Consider the following 16607-nt stretch of genomic DNA (forward strand, 5'->3'; position numbering starts at 1 on the left):
TAAAAAATTATTTTTGATCAATATTTGTCATGTTGATAGGTACGACCCATTCGTCAAATTGTTCAGGTGTTAGTAATCCTGATTTGACGGCTGCTTCACGCAATGATGTACCTTCTTTTTGAGCATCTTGAGCAATTGTGGCACTTTCGTGATAACCGATATGTGGAGATAAAGCAGTAACAGTCATCAATGATTGTTCAACTAATTCTTCCATACGATCTGAGTTAACTGTTAGACCGTGGATCATCTTGTCGGCAAATCCAGTCATTGTTCCAGCTAATAATTCAGCTGATTCTAGGAATGCGCTGATCAAGACTGGCTTGTAGACGTTCATCTCAAAGTTTCCTTGTGATGATGCCATGTCGACAACGACGTCATTTTCCATGACACGAACGGCTGCCATGGTGATAGCTTCAGCTTGAGTAGGGTTAACTTTACCAGGCATGATCGATGAGCCAGGTTCGTTAGCAGGGATGTTCAATTCGCCATAACCTGAACGAGGACCAGAACCTAAGAATCTAATATCGTTGGCGATCTTCATCAAATCAGCTGCTAAAGTCTTGATAGCACCGTGAACAACGTTTAGTCCTGAATGATGTGCTAGACCATAGAACTTGTTAGTATCGGCAGTAAATTCAACGCCGTATAATTTGCTCATTTCTGAAGCAATGATGTCAGCAAATCCTGGTGCAGCATTTAAACCAGTACCAACGGCTGTTCCACCCATTGCCAATTCGCCAAGCGTAGGATTTAATTCTTTTAAATATGAGAGATCATGTTCAAGAGCTGAAACATAGCCACTAACTTCTTGTCCAAAAGTTAATGGAGTGGCATCTTGCAAGTGAGTCCGACCGATTTTAACTGTGCGCCAGTACTTGTCTTGTTTGACTTTTAGTTCAGCAATTAAGTGTTCAAGTGATTCTTCCAATTTATCAACTGCGACTGAAGCAGTGATGTTCATTGCTGTTGGGAAAATATCGTTTGAACTTTGACCTTTGTTGACATCATCGTTAGGCAAAATTTCGATGTCAGGGTTGATCTTAGCAGCCATGTGGGCAACTACTTCATTACAGTTCATGTTAGTTTGTGTACCTGAACCTGTTTGATAAATTACCAATGGGAAATCTTTTCTAAGATCTTCGTCATCTAAAGCCAAAAGTTTGTCGATAGCTTCAACAATCAAATCAGCCTTATCTGCATCGATCGATTTAACTTCTTTATTAGCAATCGCAGCGGCCTTCTTAATTTGTAGCAAAGCCTTGATGATTTCAAGCGGCATCTTTTCGCCGGTAGGGAAGTTGTTACGTGAACGTTCTGTTTGTGCTCCCCAGAGTGCTGTTTCAGGAATCTTAACCTCGCCTAAGGTATCTGATTCAGTTCTAAAATTTGTCATTGTGCTGGTCCCTCCAAATGTAATTTCTCAATTCATATCCTTGTGATATTTGTATCATAAAGGTGACTTAAGATTATAGTCAAATGTTAAATATGCTATTAATAAAATTTATGAGGTTGATATATCAGCTGTTTAAGGAGTGCGGTCTTGCGTAACAGAATATTTTTTCAAAAAAATAAAAGTTTATTGGTTCACAATAAGCGTGGATAACCTCATGAAGATATTATCCACTAATTAGCCTCAAAACTCTTTTAAAAAGCATTTTTTCCATTCAAAACTGATATATTGATAGTAGAAAGTCAGGTGAGATCAGATGGGAAAAACTAATAATCGACGTTGGTTCGCTTTAACGGCGCTGTGCATTGCTGTCTTCATGTCGTTATTGGATTCGACAATTGTCAATGTAGCTTTGCCGACGATTCAAATGGAACTCAAAGCTTCATATACTGAACTTCAATGGATCATTAATGCTTATACCTTAGCGTTTGCGATGTGTTTGTTGTTGGCATCGAAATTTGGCGACCTGTTTGGCCGGAAAAAAATCTTTCTGATCTCGCTCACGATTTTTACCGTTGGGTCATTGGGCTCAGCACTTTCACCGACAGCACTAACTTTAAATCTCGCTCGTGTGTTCCAAGGTATCGGTGGAGCAGGGATGATGAGCTTATCCATGACTATCGTTGCAGAAACGTTTGATGACCGAGAACGTGGCATTGCTTTTGGCGTCTGGAGTTCAGTCGTCGGTGTCGCTACGGCATTAGGCCCGGTAATTGGCGGATATTTGATCAAAGTGTCGAGTTGGCGGTCGATTTTTAGTATCAACATTCCAATCGGCATTATCGCAATTATCATGACTTTTAAATTCGTTGATGAGACCTTTGGAAATCGTGGTGAAAAAATCGATTGGTGGGGCATGTCAATTTCCACTGTCATGATTTTTTACCTAGTCTTCGGATTGGTCCAAAAGGAGACCCACGTCAACTGGACTTGGGGTAATCCGCATGTTTGGCCTTGTTTTCTAGTCGGATTGGTACTATTAATAATCTTTATCATCATTGAAAAACGGATCAAACAACCGATGGTCGATCTGGCAATTTTTAAATCGTGGGCCTTTAACGGCACGGCAATTGCTTCATTTTGTCTGGGTGCTGGATTGTATGCCTACTTTACTTATATGACGATCTGGATGCAGAACTATCTCAATTACTCGGCGGAGCAGACTGGTATCAGACAGTTAGCAATCGGATTGATGAGTCTGATCATTGGACCGATTGCTGGAATCATGTCGAATCGATTTGCTAAACGCTGGTTGATCGGTGGAGGACTTCTGATTATCTCTCTAGGACTGTTTGAAATCGTTCGAGTCGTATCGCTGCAAGTGAGCTACATTGATTTTGTTGCTGGCTTTATCATTATTGGTATCGGTAATGCCATCGTGAATCCACCGTTGTCGGCGGCGGCCATGGAAAGTGTTGACCAAAGATTCGTCGGAATTGCTAGTGGAGTCGTAAACGTTTTTCGTCAACTGGGAAGTACCTTTGGAATCGTGATTTTAGGACTAATTTTGAGCAACGGTTATCAAAATGGCATCGCAAAATATGTTGCTAATTTGGAAGTTTCAAAAACTGCTAAACAGGGAATCATCAACGCCTTGCAGTCAGGTGGTCCCGTCAGCAATAAAGAAGTATTCAAAGTCGTTCAATCGTATTTGAATCATTTGACCAATGGCAGTCAGTTAGCACAACAATTAAAAATCGCAATATTCAAAGCATTCAACCAGGGCTATATTCAAGTCCTCTATGTTTCGATAGGTATCATTTTACTGGGAGCTGTCGTAGCAGTTTTAACTATTAAAAAGAGAGCAAAATAAAAGCTATTGTCGATCAATTTAATTGATCAGCAATAGCTTTTTATGTTCTAGCTTTCAGCGTCGTGGATGGCGCCCAAGATGTCTTCATTTGAAAAATCATGTTTCATATATGATTCACTGTGAGTTGGCAAATGTTGTTCCAAACTGTCGAATTGTTGGAAACTAACAGTTCCTGATACTGACGTGAATTCTAAGATATGGCCACCAAAATCGTGTGAGTCTGACATGAAGTGACTGTGGAATCCGCCAACAGCAGCTCCGTCAAAAATTTGTGGAGAGTAATAACTCAACAAAGTACCGTCAACTGTTTCGCGGTCAAAGATGCTTTGTTTTTCAGCCGTGATAGCCAAAGTATCGTAAGGCTTTGTTGACTTTTGAACAGCACGAGTCTTCATGTTTTTGAAAGTTCCTTTAATGATGACTGAGTAAAAAGTATTTGCACTGGCAGTTTTTTCATCGATGAGCTTTTGTAGATTGTCTCGTTTGATGTCATTTACGTCGACTAATTCTTGATATGAAGCAAAGTGACTATTGGCAAAAGGTAACATGAATGAATCTTTCACAATATTAACATTTCCCTTGCCATCGACTTGATAGGGAACGCCATCTAAGATGATCAGTTCTCCGTCAAGTCCTTCGCCAGTTCCGATTCCGGTATCGCCGTGTGCCAATAATTCTTTCATTGGCAAAGTGCCGTCCAGGAGTCCGGGAACTAAGAGTGCCAGAGTTCCATGTTGATATAAAACGTTTGTGTTAGTCATGTAGATTTCCTTTCTGTTAGTTCACGTAGTCGTCTAATAATGTTGATAGTAATTTAATATTATCACTGTAATCAACAGGAATGTCGATCACGGTTGGGCCTTGTTTAGCAAAGGCCATCTTCAAGGCACCTTCTAGTTCGTCAGCTTTATTGATGTGAATACCTGTAGCACCGAAACTTTCGGCATATTTGGCAAAGTCAACTGAACCGATATCAACACCAGAGTTACGACCGTATTTAGCTTCTTCTTGGAATTTAACCATGTCGTAGTAACCGTCGTTCCAAACTAATTGGACGATGTTTAGGTTCAAACGAACGGCAGTTTCAAGTTCTTGACCTGAGAATAAGAAACCACCATCACCAGCGACTGAGACTACTGGTTGGTCAGGTCGTTCAAGAGCGGCAGCGATTGCCCAAGGCAAGGCTACACCAAGTGTTTGCATACCATTACTGAATAGTAAGTGTCTTGGCTTGTAGCTTCTGAAGTGACGTGCCATCCAGATGTAGTGCGAACCAACGTCAACGGTAACCGTTGTGTCGTCGTTAACTTGGTTTTGCAAAGTGTGGATGATCTCAAGTGGGTGAACGCCCTTAGCAGATTTTCTTTCTGGAACGGCGTCTTTTGAAAGGAAGTTATCTTGCATTTGGTGCAAGTGTTGTTTCATATCGTCGTTTAAAGAAATGTCAGGTAAATCTTTGCTTAACTGATTTAAAGTTTTGGCAATATCGGCTTGAACGACTAGCTCTGGTTGATATTCATTTGAAATTTCTGGAGCAATACTATCAAGGTTGATGATTTCTCCAGTTCTGTCGACATTCCAAAGACGAGCTTCGTATTCAACAGGGTCATAGCCAATTGCGATTACTAAGTCGCTTTCTTTAAGGATTGCATCACCGATTTGATTTCTGAATAAACCAACACGACCGTAGTAGTTACGTTCGAGGTCGCGGTTGATAACACCAGCACCCTGGAAGGTTTCCACAACTGGAATCGAGAACTGGTTTAAAAAGTTTTGGATCGATTCAGTCACAGCCTGATCAGATGAACGCATACCAGCTAGAATTACTGGCAATTTAGCTTTTTTCAACTTAGCGATGATCTTGTCGATTGTTTCTTGGTCAGCACCGCCTTGCTTGATTGGTGTTAGGGGCTTGATTGTTTCAGTAGTTACTTCGTCGTCTAAGACGTCTTTTGGAAGCGAGACGAAAGTTGCTCCAGATTTAGGAGCCATGGCAGTTTGATAAGCATTCGCAAAAGTTTCTGAGATGTTGTTTGAGTCTTGGACTTCAACGCTGTCCTTTGTGGCAGTACTCAAAAGTTCCTTACTAGGGATACTTTGATGAGTTAATCTAGCAACGTCATTTCTAGGAACTTGTCCACCTAAAGCAACCACAGGGTCACCTTCAGAAGTTGCTGTGATCAGACCAGTTGCCAGGTTTGAAACGCCAGGTCCTGATGTTGTTGCGACAACGCCAGGTTTACCAGTCAAACGACCGATACCTGATGCAATAAATGCAGCGTTTTGTTCATGTCTTGTGATGATTAATTTGGGTGCCTTAGGATTGTTGCTGTATTGCATCAAATCAAATAATTTATCGACCTTTGCACCAGGTAAACCAAATACGTATTTGATTCCTTGGTTGATCATTGATTCGAATAATGCGTCTGCACCAGTTTTCTTTGCCATAATGTCTCCTTGTTTATCTGTGTTTAAGATGTTATTGTTTAAAGATAAATCGTATGTGTTGATTTGTCAACACGTAACAACTGGAGAAGAATATGAAAAATATCGGCTACCTCGCTCAAGACATTTCGATCCTGCACCGACAGTATTATAAGGATACTCGTGAACAGTTCGATGCTTTAAAATTAAATCCTACCGCTGCCTGTATTTTGCTGTCGATTGGTGACTATCCTGAAATTACGCAAAATCATGTTGCTCGTCTTTTAGTTGTTGATAAAGGATTGGCTACTCGTGAGATCAATAAGATGGAAAAACTTGGCTATCTCAGTAAGCATAATGGGGTGGGTAAGACTAAGGTGCTTTTATTGACGGAGCTTGGCCAAAAAGTTGTGGATGAGGTGCAGTCGATTCGGACGAAGTGGTGGCAGCAAAAGTTTTCTGAGACTGGTCTCAATTCTGACAGTCCATTGTTGAAGACGATTGAGACAGTTGTGGATACAATTGTGGAGCCACTTGAGGGGTAGAGGTGGAATGCCGACTTCGGGGTGGTTCCGCTATTTCGGCGCTGGCATCATTGATTGTTCGTTGGCGTAGCCAACATTTTAGACGGTAGCGCACGCGCCAAAGGCGGCGTACGTTCCATAATTTATTTCACGGCTTAGGCCGAACGCTACACCACCCCGAAGTCTAAATAGAGTTAGTCAAAATCTCTTTTCCCCTAGTTAAAAAGGGTATGTGAATTTTATTGGCAAAGACTATGAGTTTAGTCTGTTCACTTGTTGTATAGTCTCAAATATTGGAATACTTTTAATTCATCCATGTTAGAATTTACTGAACGCATAAAATCACCTTGTTAAAGGAGCTTTTCTATGGATACTTTTGATTCGCATTCACTTGACCGTGATTATATTTTTTTGCAGGACAATCATTTGAAACAACTTTCTCAGGATGATCTTGTTCAGTTATTGGACGATTATTACAATAGCGACAATAAAGTTGTTGATATCTTGAGTCGTCATCATCTTTCAATGCGTCCTGGTGATCTCAGTCGCGAACTTCCTTATATTAAAATTGAAGAACGTTGTCCGTATGACAATTCACGACTGCTTGAACAAATTCCTTCTAAGACTCGGACACAGAATTGGCTTAATAATAAAATCTGTCGGCAATGTGGCCATACAGTTTATTATCAAACTAATTATTTGTGCGATTGTTTTGGATGCCAGGAGAAACGTAGTGAATTTCGCGATGATTTGGCAAAAATGGGGACGAAAATTTCCAAGCAGAAAAAGGATTATCAAAAACTTTCATTAGAATCTAAAGTTGATTTATCTGCTTTTATTAAAATGGATAATAATCCATTTGGCTACAGAAAAGTAGGAGTTACCCATAAAAATACTGACACCGGCTTTTTAATCACTGAATCTTTGAAAGAACAAAAATTGATTTATCCTTCACGCGATAATGATCCTGAGGATTTTGATAAGATTGATTTTAAAAGTATGAGTTATCGCGGGAATTGGGAAGAAATCAATTGGGAGTTAAATATTAAAGTACTCAATTATGACTATCGGCAAACGCTAGATACCGTCGAGTACATGATGTTAAATCAAGACTTGGATGATTTTGAAGTTGAAAGTTTGTATCGGAAGATAGCAATCGAGTCGCTGACTAATTATTTTTTATATTCCACCGAGTTTTTATCGTATGCGACTCCATCAAAAGAAACAGTTCAACAGGTAGTTCAAGAATTACTGAGCGAATATACTCCGGAAATGTTTTTGGAAACAATCTTGAGTACTTTGCACAATTATGACCTGCTAGCTAAAAACCGTGAAAAACTATTTGAAAAAAAGGGTTTTATGAATCTAGTTCAGAATGAAATCAAAAAGACTAAAAAGAGTAAGGGGACGGGGCGTCCTGCAGAAAAACGTAGCATTGAAGCTGCTGAACTGTTATCAGATCCTAAGGCGGATGCCTTTTTTGAAAATGTCGTTGATGATCCAGCTTGGATGGGAAAGATGATTCCTGCAGAGAACGATTCTGCTCAAAAGTTACCAGCACACGAATTGGAAGCAATGATTGATTATGTCGAGGATGATATTTCGATAATCCCTGAAGAATTGGCAGGTGCCAAATCATACTCCATCACTGAACACGGAATACTAGTTAACTACAAACTTGGAACGATCATGTACTCTGACCAATTGTCGTTATATAAATTAGCAAAGGAAAAAAATTTGTTGTCAGAGGGATCAGATTGGTGGTCCACAAACGGATTTAATTTCACCGTTGAAAAATTTTATTCATTGAAATTTTTACTCGAATTAGCAAAAACATTGACTAATAGCAATATCAAACAAAAATAAGGAGCTCTGCTTGCGCAGGTGCTCCTTATTTCTTTAGGTCATCTGGATCAGCAACCTTGGTTGTTCGTTGGCGTAGCCAACATTTTAAACGGTAGCGCACGCGCCAAAGGCGACGTACGTTCCATAATCTATAATAAGTAATTCTACCTTTTACGAGTGCTCCTTATTTTTTCAGGTCGTCAGGATCAGGTATTATCGTCACTGTTACATCAAAGACGTCGAAATCCTTGTGTAGCTTTCGTTCGATTTTTTCATTCGTGTGATAGATTTCCATGGCTGTTGCCTTTGGGTCGACCATGATAAAGATGTCTACGATTAGTAGGTTGCCGTTGTAGCGACTTCTCAAGTCCACTACTTTATGGACTTTTTTAAACTGCTCGACCTCGGCTTTTAATTGTGATTCCAACTTTGGGTCGACATAGTCGGCCAGGTTCAACGTCGACTCTTGAAAAATTTGTAATCCTTGCCATAAGATGAATCCGCCGATCAAGACACTGACAGCTCCATCAAGCCAGGCTAAATTTAAGAAAAACGATATTAAAACAGTTATCGTGGTGCCTAAACTAGTTACGACATCGCCCAAGCTGTCTTTTGAAGCGGCCATTAATGAAGCGTTGCCGATTTTTTTACCATAGTGGCGATTGATGTAAAATTCGCCAAACATCATTACCGTCGCGATTCCGGCACCTAAGGCTGACATTAGATTAGGACTGGATTTGTCTTCGAGGTGGAACAAACCAATGATTCCGGTGATGATGATCTGTAGAGAGATCAATAAAATAATGAAGCTAGTTACCAATGTAAAAACTGTTTCTAGTCTGAATCGCGATAGTTGTAAGGTATCCTTGCTGCGGACGCTTTTGGTCGGTAATTGTTTGCCGATGATGTCATCGTCATTAACATTGGTAGCTTCCCACAATCCAAAAATCAAGACACCTGTTGAAATGACGCCAGATAAATTGTTCAAAGCATCAGCTTTCAAGGCTTGAGAATTTCCGATAATAGAAAGCCAGTATTCGATAATGGTAATTAAGATATAGATCGAGACGTTGATCCACAGATACTTGATTGCAGACTGCAACTTATCGATCTCTTTTTGACGTTCAATTGTTTGATGATGCGTTTCCCGTAATAAATATTTCGTTAAACGATTCATATTAATTCTCCAATAGTTCACTTTGACTCAATTATAGATTTTTCACTCAGAAATTAAAGAAAATAAAGTCTTAGTTGGATGCAATATTAGTCAAAAATAATGATATTATTGAATTGAAATATAAGAATATTAATGAATTTTCCACGATTGGGGATGACAATATGAAGAATTCAAAAATGGCCTTGATCAGTTGGATTTTTATCTTCTTGTTGGTAGTGACTGAAATAGTTGCTGCCGTAATGATGGCACTGAATCAAAGTTATTTTGGGGTAGTAGTGCATATTTTGATTGGGGCGGCATTTTTGATAATTGGACTGCGAGCTACGTCACGAGTCCATTTTCAAAATGACATCAGTAAAAACTTTTTTTCAAAAAATTATGTTTACACGTTATTAACAACTAATTTAATTATGCTGCTAGTAATTTCGATTCACGACGTTGACCACATGAGACAGGCGATGAGCTGGGGATACCATTTCACAGTTCTATTGTTGCTAGTTAACATCATCGTTTACTTGCCAAACTTGATCTCAATGTATTTAGTCGGAAAGGACAAATTCAGCGGGATCATCTGGTCAGCTGTCAGTGGTCCGTTGATTGCAATCGGTTTCTTGAAACTACATTTATTAGGAGCCTGGATACCAGTTTGGGGCCCATGGAACCGTTCGTTCTTCGCACTTGGAGTGGACAAATTGAGCTGGTGGATTTTAGCCATCACAGCATTTGTCGGCGTGGCAACTAGCATGATTGCAATTTATTGTTTAGGCAGAGTGCAGGATAGAGAGAAATACGTTAAGTAAAATAATTTTACAATATAAAAGCCATTTGGAGTTTGAATTCCAAATGGCTTTTTAAAATTTGTCAGTGGTAAATATCTCGGGAAGAAATTCATTTACATTGGTGAAGGGATTAGGTAGAGACTCCCTATTCTGATTAATGGAGAGTCGATCAGCATTTGCCATTGCAACATTAACTTTATTTGCTAAATATGGGCTAAGATCATTTCCCTTAAAACGTTCATAATCCGTGTTGAAATATTTTTTCTTGGACAATTTTGTATATAATTCTTGTTTTGTATAGGACTTGGAAACTGGTTCAAAGTGCATTAAGATCCAAATCTCAAAATTGATATTTGAAAAAATTATTTTGATACCATTTCTTTTGGCAAATTTTCGGCATCTCAAAAGTTCAGCGTATTCAATATTGTCACCATCAAAAACGACATAGGTACTTTCAATGACGAACCTCGTATTCTTTTTGCCTATAGATTCTAAGCTTTTGTTTGAAGCAATTGCACGTTGAAGCAATTTCATGTGCGATGAATTCTCATTCTTGATCAAGATTGAATTGACATTGAAGCCTCGATACTTTTCTTTTAACATTTCGAAATATCTCAACTCAGTTTCGCCTTCACAGTAAATAGCCGTTCTTTTTTTTAAACGTAAATGCCTCGATTTTCTGCCCATTACAAAACTCCATATTAGTTAGTTTTCATACCGATTGACGTTCTCATTTTGTCGGTATCCACTTGTGGAATTGCTCCAAAGCGTCCTTGCATATAATTACGCATAAAACTAATATCTCTTCGTGCATTTTTTCTAGAATCATTAAAATCGAAGATCGATTTGACAGAACTTACTCCTTGAAAATCTTTCTCAATCAGATATATTTGATCGACACGTAATGGTGCATCTAACAGTTGCAGTTCGTGAGTTGTCAAAATAAATTGATTTCTATTTTCGGCTGAATTGAACAATTCGATGAGTGCGTTAGATAATTCAAAGTGTAAAGAATCATCAAATTCGTCGAATAATAATGTTTTTCCATTTCCGTTAATTTGTGCATTGATAATTGAAAGGGCAATTAGAAAAATTTTTTGAGTGCCACGTGACTCTTGGGAAAGTGGGAATTCCTCTTCTCCAACTACATCGCCGATGGGATTGTACAAAGTATGACTCGTATAGATTTCCTGACTCGTGGTAAGCGATTCGTAATCATCTGGGGCAGTTTTCTTTAAAATTTCTCGTGCACGTTCTGATAGAAGCGGATCTGGAACGTTTCTAACTTTGATATCAGTTATATTGAAGTCAGCAACCTTGAGAAATTGTAGCAATTCATTTTTAATCTGTACGTCCTTGGTTAAATTAATCAATTGGGAAGGTATTTTTCTCGAATTGACAAATACTAGATCATTTTTAAACCACTGCATCACATCAATGGCCGGCTGATCATTTGCTTGCTGAGCGTTATATAAAAATAATGTATTTGGCTTAGTTTTGCTGGCGATATCACTTAAGTCGCTATTTTTTACATTAAAAATTTGATTTTTACGTTCGAAATGAATCGTTTCTCTTCGGTTCTTAATTGTTTTAAGAGTTTCATAGGTGATGGCATCTTCTGAAAATGCGAAAGCATACTCAAATGTAATCAGCTTGTAATTGAATTTGATGTCAAAATAAATATCCTGATTTTTAGTTGAGGTATCCAATTGGAATGGTAAGTAATCAAATGATTCAGTTACGCTGGTCCGATTGTCTAAAACCATGTTTTTCATCATCATCAATGCATCGATTAGATTAGATTTACCTGAGCCGTTGGGACCGAATATCAGTAAGTTTTTCAATAAGGAATAATTGTTTTCTTTTAAGGTATTAGTTTCTTTGAAGCGACTGAGTCTTTCGCCAGTTTCTGCAGATAAAACAGTTTCATCTTTAAAAGATTTGAAGTTTTTCAATGAAAAATCGATTAGCATAAGTTCAATCCTCCTTAGTAATTGGATTTTAACATATTATAAGGTCAAATCACATAATTATGTGATTTGTCCAAAATAAAAAAGCTGCCGAATTTGGCAACTTTAGTTATTCATCTTTATGATCTTGCGACTGTGACCAAGGTGATTCATGTAACATCCATTGGACGCCGTATTTATCGGTAAAGGCACCCATTTTACCACCCCAGAATTGTTCTTCAAATGGCATTGTGATGCCGACTTCGCCGGATTTTTCCAAATTTTTGTAGAGGTCATCGGCTGCTTGATGGCTTTCTGGGTCCTCGCTGTCAATGTCGAGCATCAACTGAAGTCCCTTAACTGGCGTTGAATCGCCGTTGAATGCATCGGCACACTCGAATTTCATACCTAAGATCGTGAATCCACCGTGCATTGTCATGCCGTCAAGATCTGCATCTGCTGGCAAATGAAACATTTCTGCCTGTTCCTTTTTTGGACTTAGGCGGTAAACGTCAGTTGCTCCAAAGATTCTTTGATAGTATTCAATGGCCTCTTTGGCATTTTGAAAAGCAAAGTACGGATAAACTTGAGTTCTCATTCCAACATCCTCCGATATTTTGATGGACTAAGTGTACCATTAACCGCTTACAAAAAATCATTAAATTAATGTGCCATCAAAATGGTCGATCTCATGTTGAATTATCTCTGCTACAAAGCCATTGAAACTTTGCGTATGTGGATTGAATTTTTGGTCGAGAAATTCGACTTCAATATCTTTATAGCGTGTCGTTTCACGTTCGCCCTCAAGCGAAAGACAACCTTCGCTGACGGTATATGGCTGTGACTTTTTAACAATTTTAGGATTGATCATGGCAACGTTGACCATGCCCATATTGATAGCAATGATGGTCTTGTTAACGCCAATCATATTAGCGGCCATACCGACGCAATCTTTTTTATGGGAAGCCAGTGTATCTAACAAGTCAGTCACGACATTCAAATCAGCTTTGGTAGCAGGATCTGAAGGAATCGAAAGCGACATTCTGTCTGTATTAATAGGTTTAATCATAATTTTCTCCTGTCGCTTAATTATACAAAATTTACCGAAATTAGCCATGATATAATTAAGTATCAATTATGTATTGTGAGGGATGCATATGAACTTATTATTTGCCATAGATGACAACGTCAGCACACAGTTGATGACTTGCTTATACTCAATCGTTTCGAATACGCCCAACGAAACTTTTGATGCTTACGTTATCCAAAAGGAGAAGTTGGCTGCCACAGATCAGATCGAATCTTTTTGTAAAAAAGTCGGCGTGAACTATCATCCGATTATTGTTGATCCTAAAATTTTTAAAGATGCTCCGATCACTGACCGTTATCCAGAAACGATTTATTATCGCTTGTTGGCACATGAATATTTGCCAAAGGATGTCCATCAGATTTTGTACTTGGATGTTGATATTTTAGTATTGAATAGCTTGAAACATCTGTATGAAAAAGATTTAGGGGACAAGTTATATGCGGCTGCGAGTCATTCTGATTTGACCGCAAATATGACTGAGCAGTTCAACAAATTGCGACTAGGAAACTATGAAGCTGAAAGTTATTTTAACTCCGGCGTATTGCTGATGAACATCGATGCTATTCGCCAAAAGGTCAAAGCTACAGACATTTTCAACTACATTAGCGCCAATAAACTTTCACTGTTTTTGCCTGATCAAGACGTTTTAAATGCCTTGTACGGCGATCAGATCGTCAAGATTCCTGACGAGATCTACAATTACGATGCTCGGATGAGTGCAATTTATTACGCAATCGGCAATGGTCAATGGGACCTCGACTGGGTGATCGACAACACAGTTATCCTGCATTTCTGTGGTCGCGACAAGCCATGGCGCAAGGATTACACGACACGTTATTCAGGATTGTATAAACATTATGCACACAAGGTGTCACTATTGATGAATTAGAAATGCTACACTACTGATATTACATTTGGAGGAAACTTATGACTTTTGAAAAAATCTTACCCAAGATCAAATCTGGTAAAAAAGCAGTAAGAACTGGTTGGGAAGGAACTGAATTGTTCATTATCCTAATTCAAGAAGGCAAATTTGATGGCGATACATTGAACCCTTACTTCTTGATCAAGACCGAAGACGAAGAATACAGTGCCTGGTCACCAACTGATTGCGACATTTTGGCAACTGATTGGGAATTGGTCCAAGACTAATGGCTGAAGATTTTTCAGGCCAAGTAGTTGTCGTTACAGGGTCAGCTTCCGGAATCGGATTAGCGCAAACACAGCTTTTTTTAAAAAATGGGGCTGTGGTCATTGGCATTGATAAGGACGAGACGCCAATTGTGAATGAAAATTTCGTCACGATCGTGGGCGACGTGTCGAATGGCTTAGTGTTTGAAAAACTCCGTCGCTTATTGACCAAGTCTTTTAAAAAAATCGATATAGTCTGCAATACTGCTGGGAAACTCGATGGCTACGCTAACGTTATCGATACGTCAGTGGAGCAGTGGAACGACATTATCCAGACTGACTTAACGAGTCAATTTTTGATGGTCAAAACGGTTCTGCCTATGATGCTTGAACAAAAACATGGCGTGTTCGTTAATATGGCCTCGATTGCTGGTATGGTCGCTGGTGGCGGAGGAGTTGCCTATACTGCCGCCAAGCATGCAGTGATCGGTCTGACGCAACAACTCGACATCGACTATGCCGACCAAGGTATCCGTGCCAACTGTATTGCACCTGGTGCAATCGATACACCAATGAACGCTGCGGACTTTGCCGGAGACGGCAAGATGGCTAAATGGGTCGCTGATCAAACGCCAGCTAAACGTTGGGCCAAGCCAGAAGAAGTCGCCGAACTGACTTCGTTTTTAGCTAGCTCGAGGTCTGATTATATCCACGGAAGCGTAATTCCGATTGACGGCGGCTGGACTGCCAAGTAAAATAAATAACAGATGCGTAAACATCACTAAGATACTTATTTCCTTTGATCTTAGTTATTAGTAGCCAAAGAGCTATAAAGGAGCCTTTTTTATGAAGAATTTAACCAGGACATCAAGTTCAACAGTCCAAACTATCGTTAGTACCGCAATCATCGCTGCCATGTATGTCGCAGTGACGATGATAATTCAGCCAATCGCTTACGGCCCAATCCAGGTCCGCTTGTCAGAAATGTTTAATTATCTAGTACTCTTTAAAAAACGATACATTTGGGGCGTTACGCTTGGTGTCTTTTTATCTAATTTCATGTCGCCAACTTGGACGCTAGATGTGCCTATCGGGACAGTTTCGACCTTGATAGTCTTGTTCTTTATCCTTTGGTTAGCCAAATTTACCAAGGATATGCGGATCAAGTTTGTCATCATGGGCGTGATTTTTGCACTATCAATGTTTACCGTTGCGGGCGAGCTATACATTGCCTTCAAGACACCATTTTGGATCAGTTACTTAACCATCGGAATCGGCGAAGCATTGTCGATGGCAATCGGTGGAATGATCATGTATTCAGCTAACAAACGCTTAGATTTTGCTAATATGAAATTGTAAAAAACGGAGATACTCAATTTTGAGTGTCTCCGTTTTTGCTTTGAAATGTGTATGTGTGTAAAAAGTTAGTCAGTTGCAACTTTTTCGTCTCTAAAGTAGTCGATAATATTTTCAACTAAGTCAACAACTTTAATTACGATGAAACTGATCAATCTAATTGTTTGTCTAATCATTTAATTACCATCTCCAATCGGCTCTAAAGTCCTCGCGACGTCCCATTCTTGGATCATCGCAACCGTGCATGCCACGGCCACCACGACCGTGTCCCATTGGGCCAAAGCCTCTTGGACCATGACCTTTGCCATGCATCATCATACCCATGTCACGCATTTTTGAACGCATTTCCTTACGGAAAGCCCGAGCATCTTCTTCAGACATACTCTCAAAGTCGTCGCCGTATTTTTTCAATAGGTCATCACGGACTTTTTGCATGCTGGCGAATCTGTCCATTGGGTCAACGAAACTGTCCGCTTGTTGCTTGAAGTCGTCGTCCCAGCCTTCAGCAACTTTATCCAAGTTGTCTTTAAGTTGTTGTTGTTCATCGTCTGATAGGCCAGAGAAAAATCTTTCCGTGGCGTCTTGAACCTTTGAAGCTGAGTTTTGTTCAGCCGCAACACGTCCAGCATCAGTCAACTTGATACGTTTGATACGCTTATCAGTTGGATCTTCCGAACGAGTAATCTCGCCCTTATCCTCTAACTTCTTCAACAATTCTGCTAAAGAACTAGGACGAAGATCAAGAACCTCTTGGAGATAACTCTGTGACAAGTTATCTTCCAGATTCAAGATCGATAGGACACGTTGTTGTCCCGTCAAACGTTGGTTATTTTGGTGCATGTATTGATTGCTAGCCTTGCTAACAAAGTGTAGTTGTTTCATTAAGTTATCTGTAAATTCACTCATATATAAAAACCTTCTTTCTGCGAATATAAAAACATTCGGTACCGAAATATATTTCATGAATGAGTATACTTCGGTACCGAACGGTTTGTCAACAGATTAAATGAAAATTTTTATTTTGAACGAATTTATCGCGTCAGATAGGGATTAGAGTGTATAATTTTAA

At 39.3% G+C, this 16607-nt stretch carries 17 protein-coding genes; 8 read left to right on the plus strand and 9 right to left on the minus strand.

Translation table 11 applies throughout. The features are described 5' to 3' along the window. Positions 1-7: 7 nt before the first annotated feature. Positions 8-1393 (minus strand): class II fumarate hydratase, encoded by a 1386-nt coding sequence (locus LKF16_RS10745; RefSeq protein WP_291471584.1) that lies wholly within the window; start codon positions 1391-1393, stop codon positions 8-10. Between the two features lie 313 nt (positions 1394-1706). On the opposite strand from LKF16_RS10745, the gene LKF16_RS10750 reads away from it, so the two are divergent. After that, complete coding sequence (locus LKF16_RS10750; RefSeq protein WP_291471582.1) at positions 1707-3263, plus strand: MFS transporter; 1557 nt, start codon at positions 1707-1709, stop codon at positions 3261-3263. Between the two features lie 47 nt (positions 3264-3310). Here LKF16_RS10750 and budA read toward each other — a convergent pair whose 3' ends face one another. Further along, the gene (gene budA, locus LKF16_RS10755) at positions 3311-4024 is read right to left on the minus strand and encodes an acetolactate decarboxylase (protein ID WP_291471580.1); all 714 of its coding nucleotides are present in this window, start codon (positions 4022-4024) and stop codon (positions 3311-3313) included. A 16-nt stretch (positions 4025-4040) separates the two neighbouring features. Then, entirely contained in the window at positions 4041-5714 is a 1674-nt protein-coding gene (gene alsS / locus LKF16_RS10760) for an acetolactate synthase AlsS (RefSeq protein ID WP_434735182.1), read from the minus strand. An 89-nt stretch (positions 5715-5803) separates the two neighbouring features. Here alsS and LKF16_RS10765 point away from each other — a divergent pair, with 89 nt between their 5' ends. Together LKF16_RS10765 and LKF16_RS10770 are read left to right on the plus strand one after the other, a co-directional pair. Continuing rightward, positions 5804-6232, plus strand: coding sequence for a MarR family winged helix-turn-helix transcriptional regulator (locus tag LKF16_RS10765; RefSeq protein WP_291471576.1), 429 nt, complete (start codon positions 5804-5806; stop codon positions 6230-6232). Between the two features lie 345 nt (positions 6233-6577). Beyond that, a complete protein-coding gene (locus LKF16_RS10770) occupies positions 6578-8077 on the plus strand; it encodes a hypothetical protein (protein ID WP_291471574.1) in 1500 nt (499 codons plus the stop codon). A 163-nt stretch (positions 8078-8240) separates the two neighbouring features. Here the strand turns inward: LKF16_RS10770 and LKF16_RS10775 are convergent, their stop codons facing one another. Then, positions 8241-9233 (minus strand): cation diffusion facilitator family transporter, encoded by a 993-nt coding sequence (locus tag LKF16_RS10775; protein ID WP_291471572.1) that lies wholly within the window; start codon positions 9231-9233, stop codon positions 8241-8243. Between the two features lie 161 nt (positions 9234-9394). Between LKF16_RS10775 and LKF16_RS10780 the strand changes: the two genes are divergently transcribed. After that, positions 9395-10033 (plus strand): hypothetical protein, encoded by a 639-nt coding sequence (locus tag LKF16_RS10780; protein WP_291471570.1) that lies wholly within the window; start codon positions 9395-9397, stop codon positions 10031-10033. Between the two features lie 51 nt (positions 10034-10084). Here LKF16_RS10780 and LKF16_RS10785 read toward each other — a convergent pair whose 3' ends face one another. The 4 genes from LKF16_RS10785 to LKF16_RS10800 all read right to left on the minus strand — a co-directional run bounded on the left by LKF16_RS10785 (position 10085) and on the right by LKF16_RS10800 (position 13030). Then, a complete protein-coding gene (locus tag LKF16_RS10785; RefSeq protein ID WP_291471568.1) occupies positions 10085-10699 on the minus strand; it encodes an RloB family protein in 615 nt (204 codons plus the stop codon). Positions 10700-10713: 14 nt separating this feature from the next. Next, complete coding sequence (locus LKF16_RS10790; protein ID WP_291471566.1) at positions 10714-11985, minus strand: AAA family ATPase; 1272 nt, start codon at positions 11983-11985, stop codon at positions 10714-10716. A gap of 106 nt (positions 11986-12091) precedes the next feature. Beyond that, positions 12092-12559 carry a VOC family protein gene (locus LKF16_RS10795; protein ID WP_291471564.1) on the minus strand — a complete coding sequence of 156 codons (468 nt, stop codon included), beginning with the start codon at positions 12557-12559 and terminating at the stop codon, positions 12092-12094. 60 nt (positions 12560-12619) lie between these two features. After that, positions 12620-13030: a peptide deformylase gene (locus LKF16_RS10800; protein ID WP_291471562.1), complete on the minus strand. Its 411-nt coding sequence runs from the start codon at positions 13028-13030 to the stop codon at positions 12620-12622. A gap of 88 nt (positions 13031-13118) precedes the next feature. Between LKF16_RS10800 and LKF16_RS10805 the strand changes: the two genes are divergently transcribed. The 4 genes from LKF16_RS10805 (at position 13119) to LKF16_RS10820 (ending at position 15541) form a co-directional block, all read left to right on the plus strand. Further along, a complete protein-coding gene (locus tag LKF16_RS10805; protein WP_434735169.1) occupies positions 13119-13940 on the plus strand; it encodes a glycosyltransferase family 8 protein in 822 nt (273 codons plus the stop codon). Positions 13941-13978: 38 nt separating this feature from the next. Further along, positions 13979-14203: a DUF2829 domain-containing protein gene (locus tag LKF16_RS10810; RefSeq protein ID WP_291471558.1), complete on the plus strand. Its 225-nt coding sequence runs from the start codon at positions 13979-13981 to the stop codon at positions 14201-14203. Beyond that, positions 14203-14937: a 3-oxoacyl-ACP reductase gene (locus LKF16_RS10815; RefSeq protein WP_291471556.1), complete on the plus strand. Its 735-nt coding sequence runs from the start codon at positions 14203-14205 to the stop codon at positions 14935-14937. The genes LKF16_RS10810 and LKF16_RS10815 overlap by 1 nt, the downstream gene beginning before the upstream one ends. Positions 14938-15028: 91 nt before the next feature. After that, positions 15029-15541: a QueT transporter family protein gene (locus tag LKF16_RS10820; RefSeq protein WP_291471554.1), complete on the plus strand. Its 513-nt coding sequence runs from the start codon at positions 15029-15031 to the stop codon at positions 15539-15541. 177 nt (positions 15542-15718) lie between these two features. On the opposite strand, the gene LKF16_RS10825 is transcribed toward LKF16_RS10820, so the two are convergent. Continuing rightward, positions 15719-16444 carry a MarR family winged helix-turn-helix transcriptional regulator gene (locus LKF16_RS10825; protein WP_291471552.1) on the minus strand — a complete coding sequence of 242 codons (726 nt, stop codon included), beginning with the start codon at positions 16442-16444 and terminating at the stop codon, positions 15719-15721. Positions 16445-16607 lie beyond the last annotated feature (163 nt).

Origin of the sequence: Companilactobacillus sp., from assembly GCF_022484265.1 — a bacterium.
Lineage (GTDB): Bacteria > Bacillota > Bacilli > Lactobacillales > Lactobacillaceae > Companilactobacillus.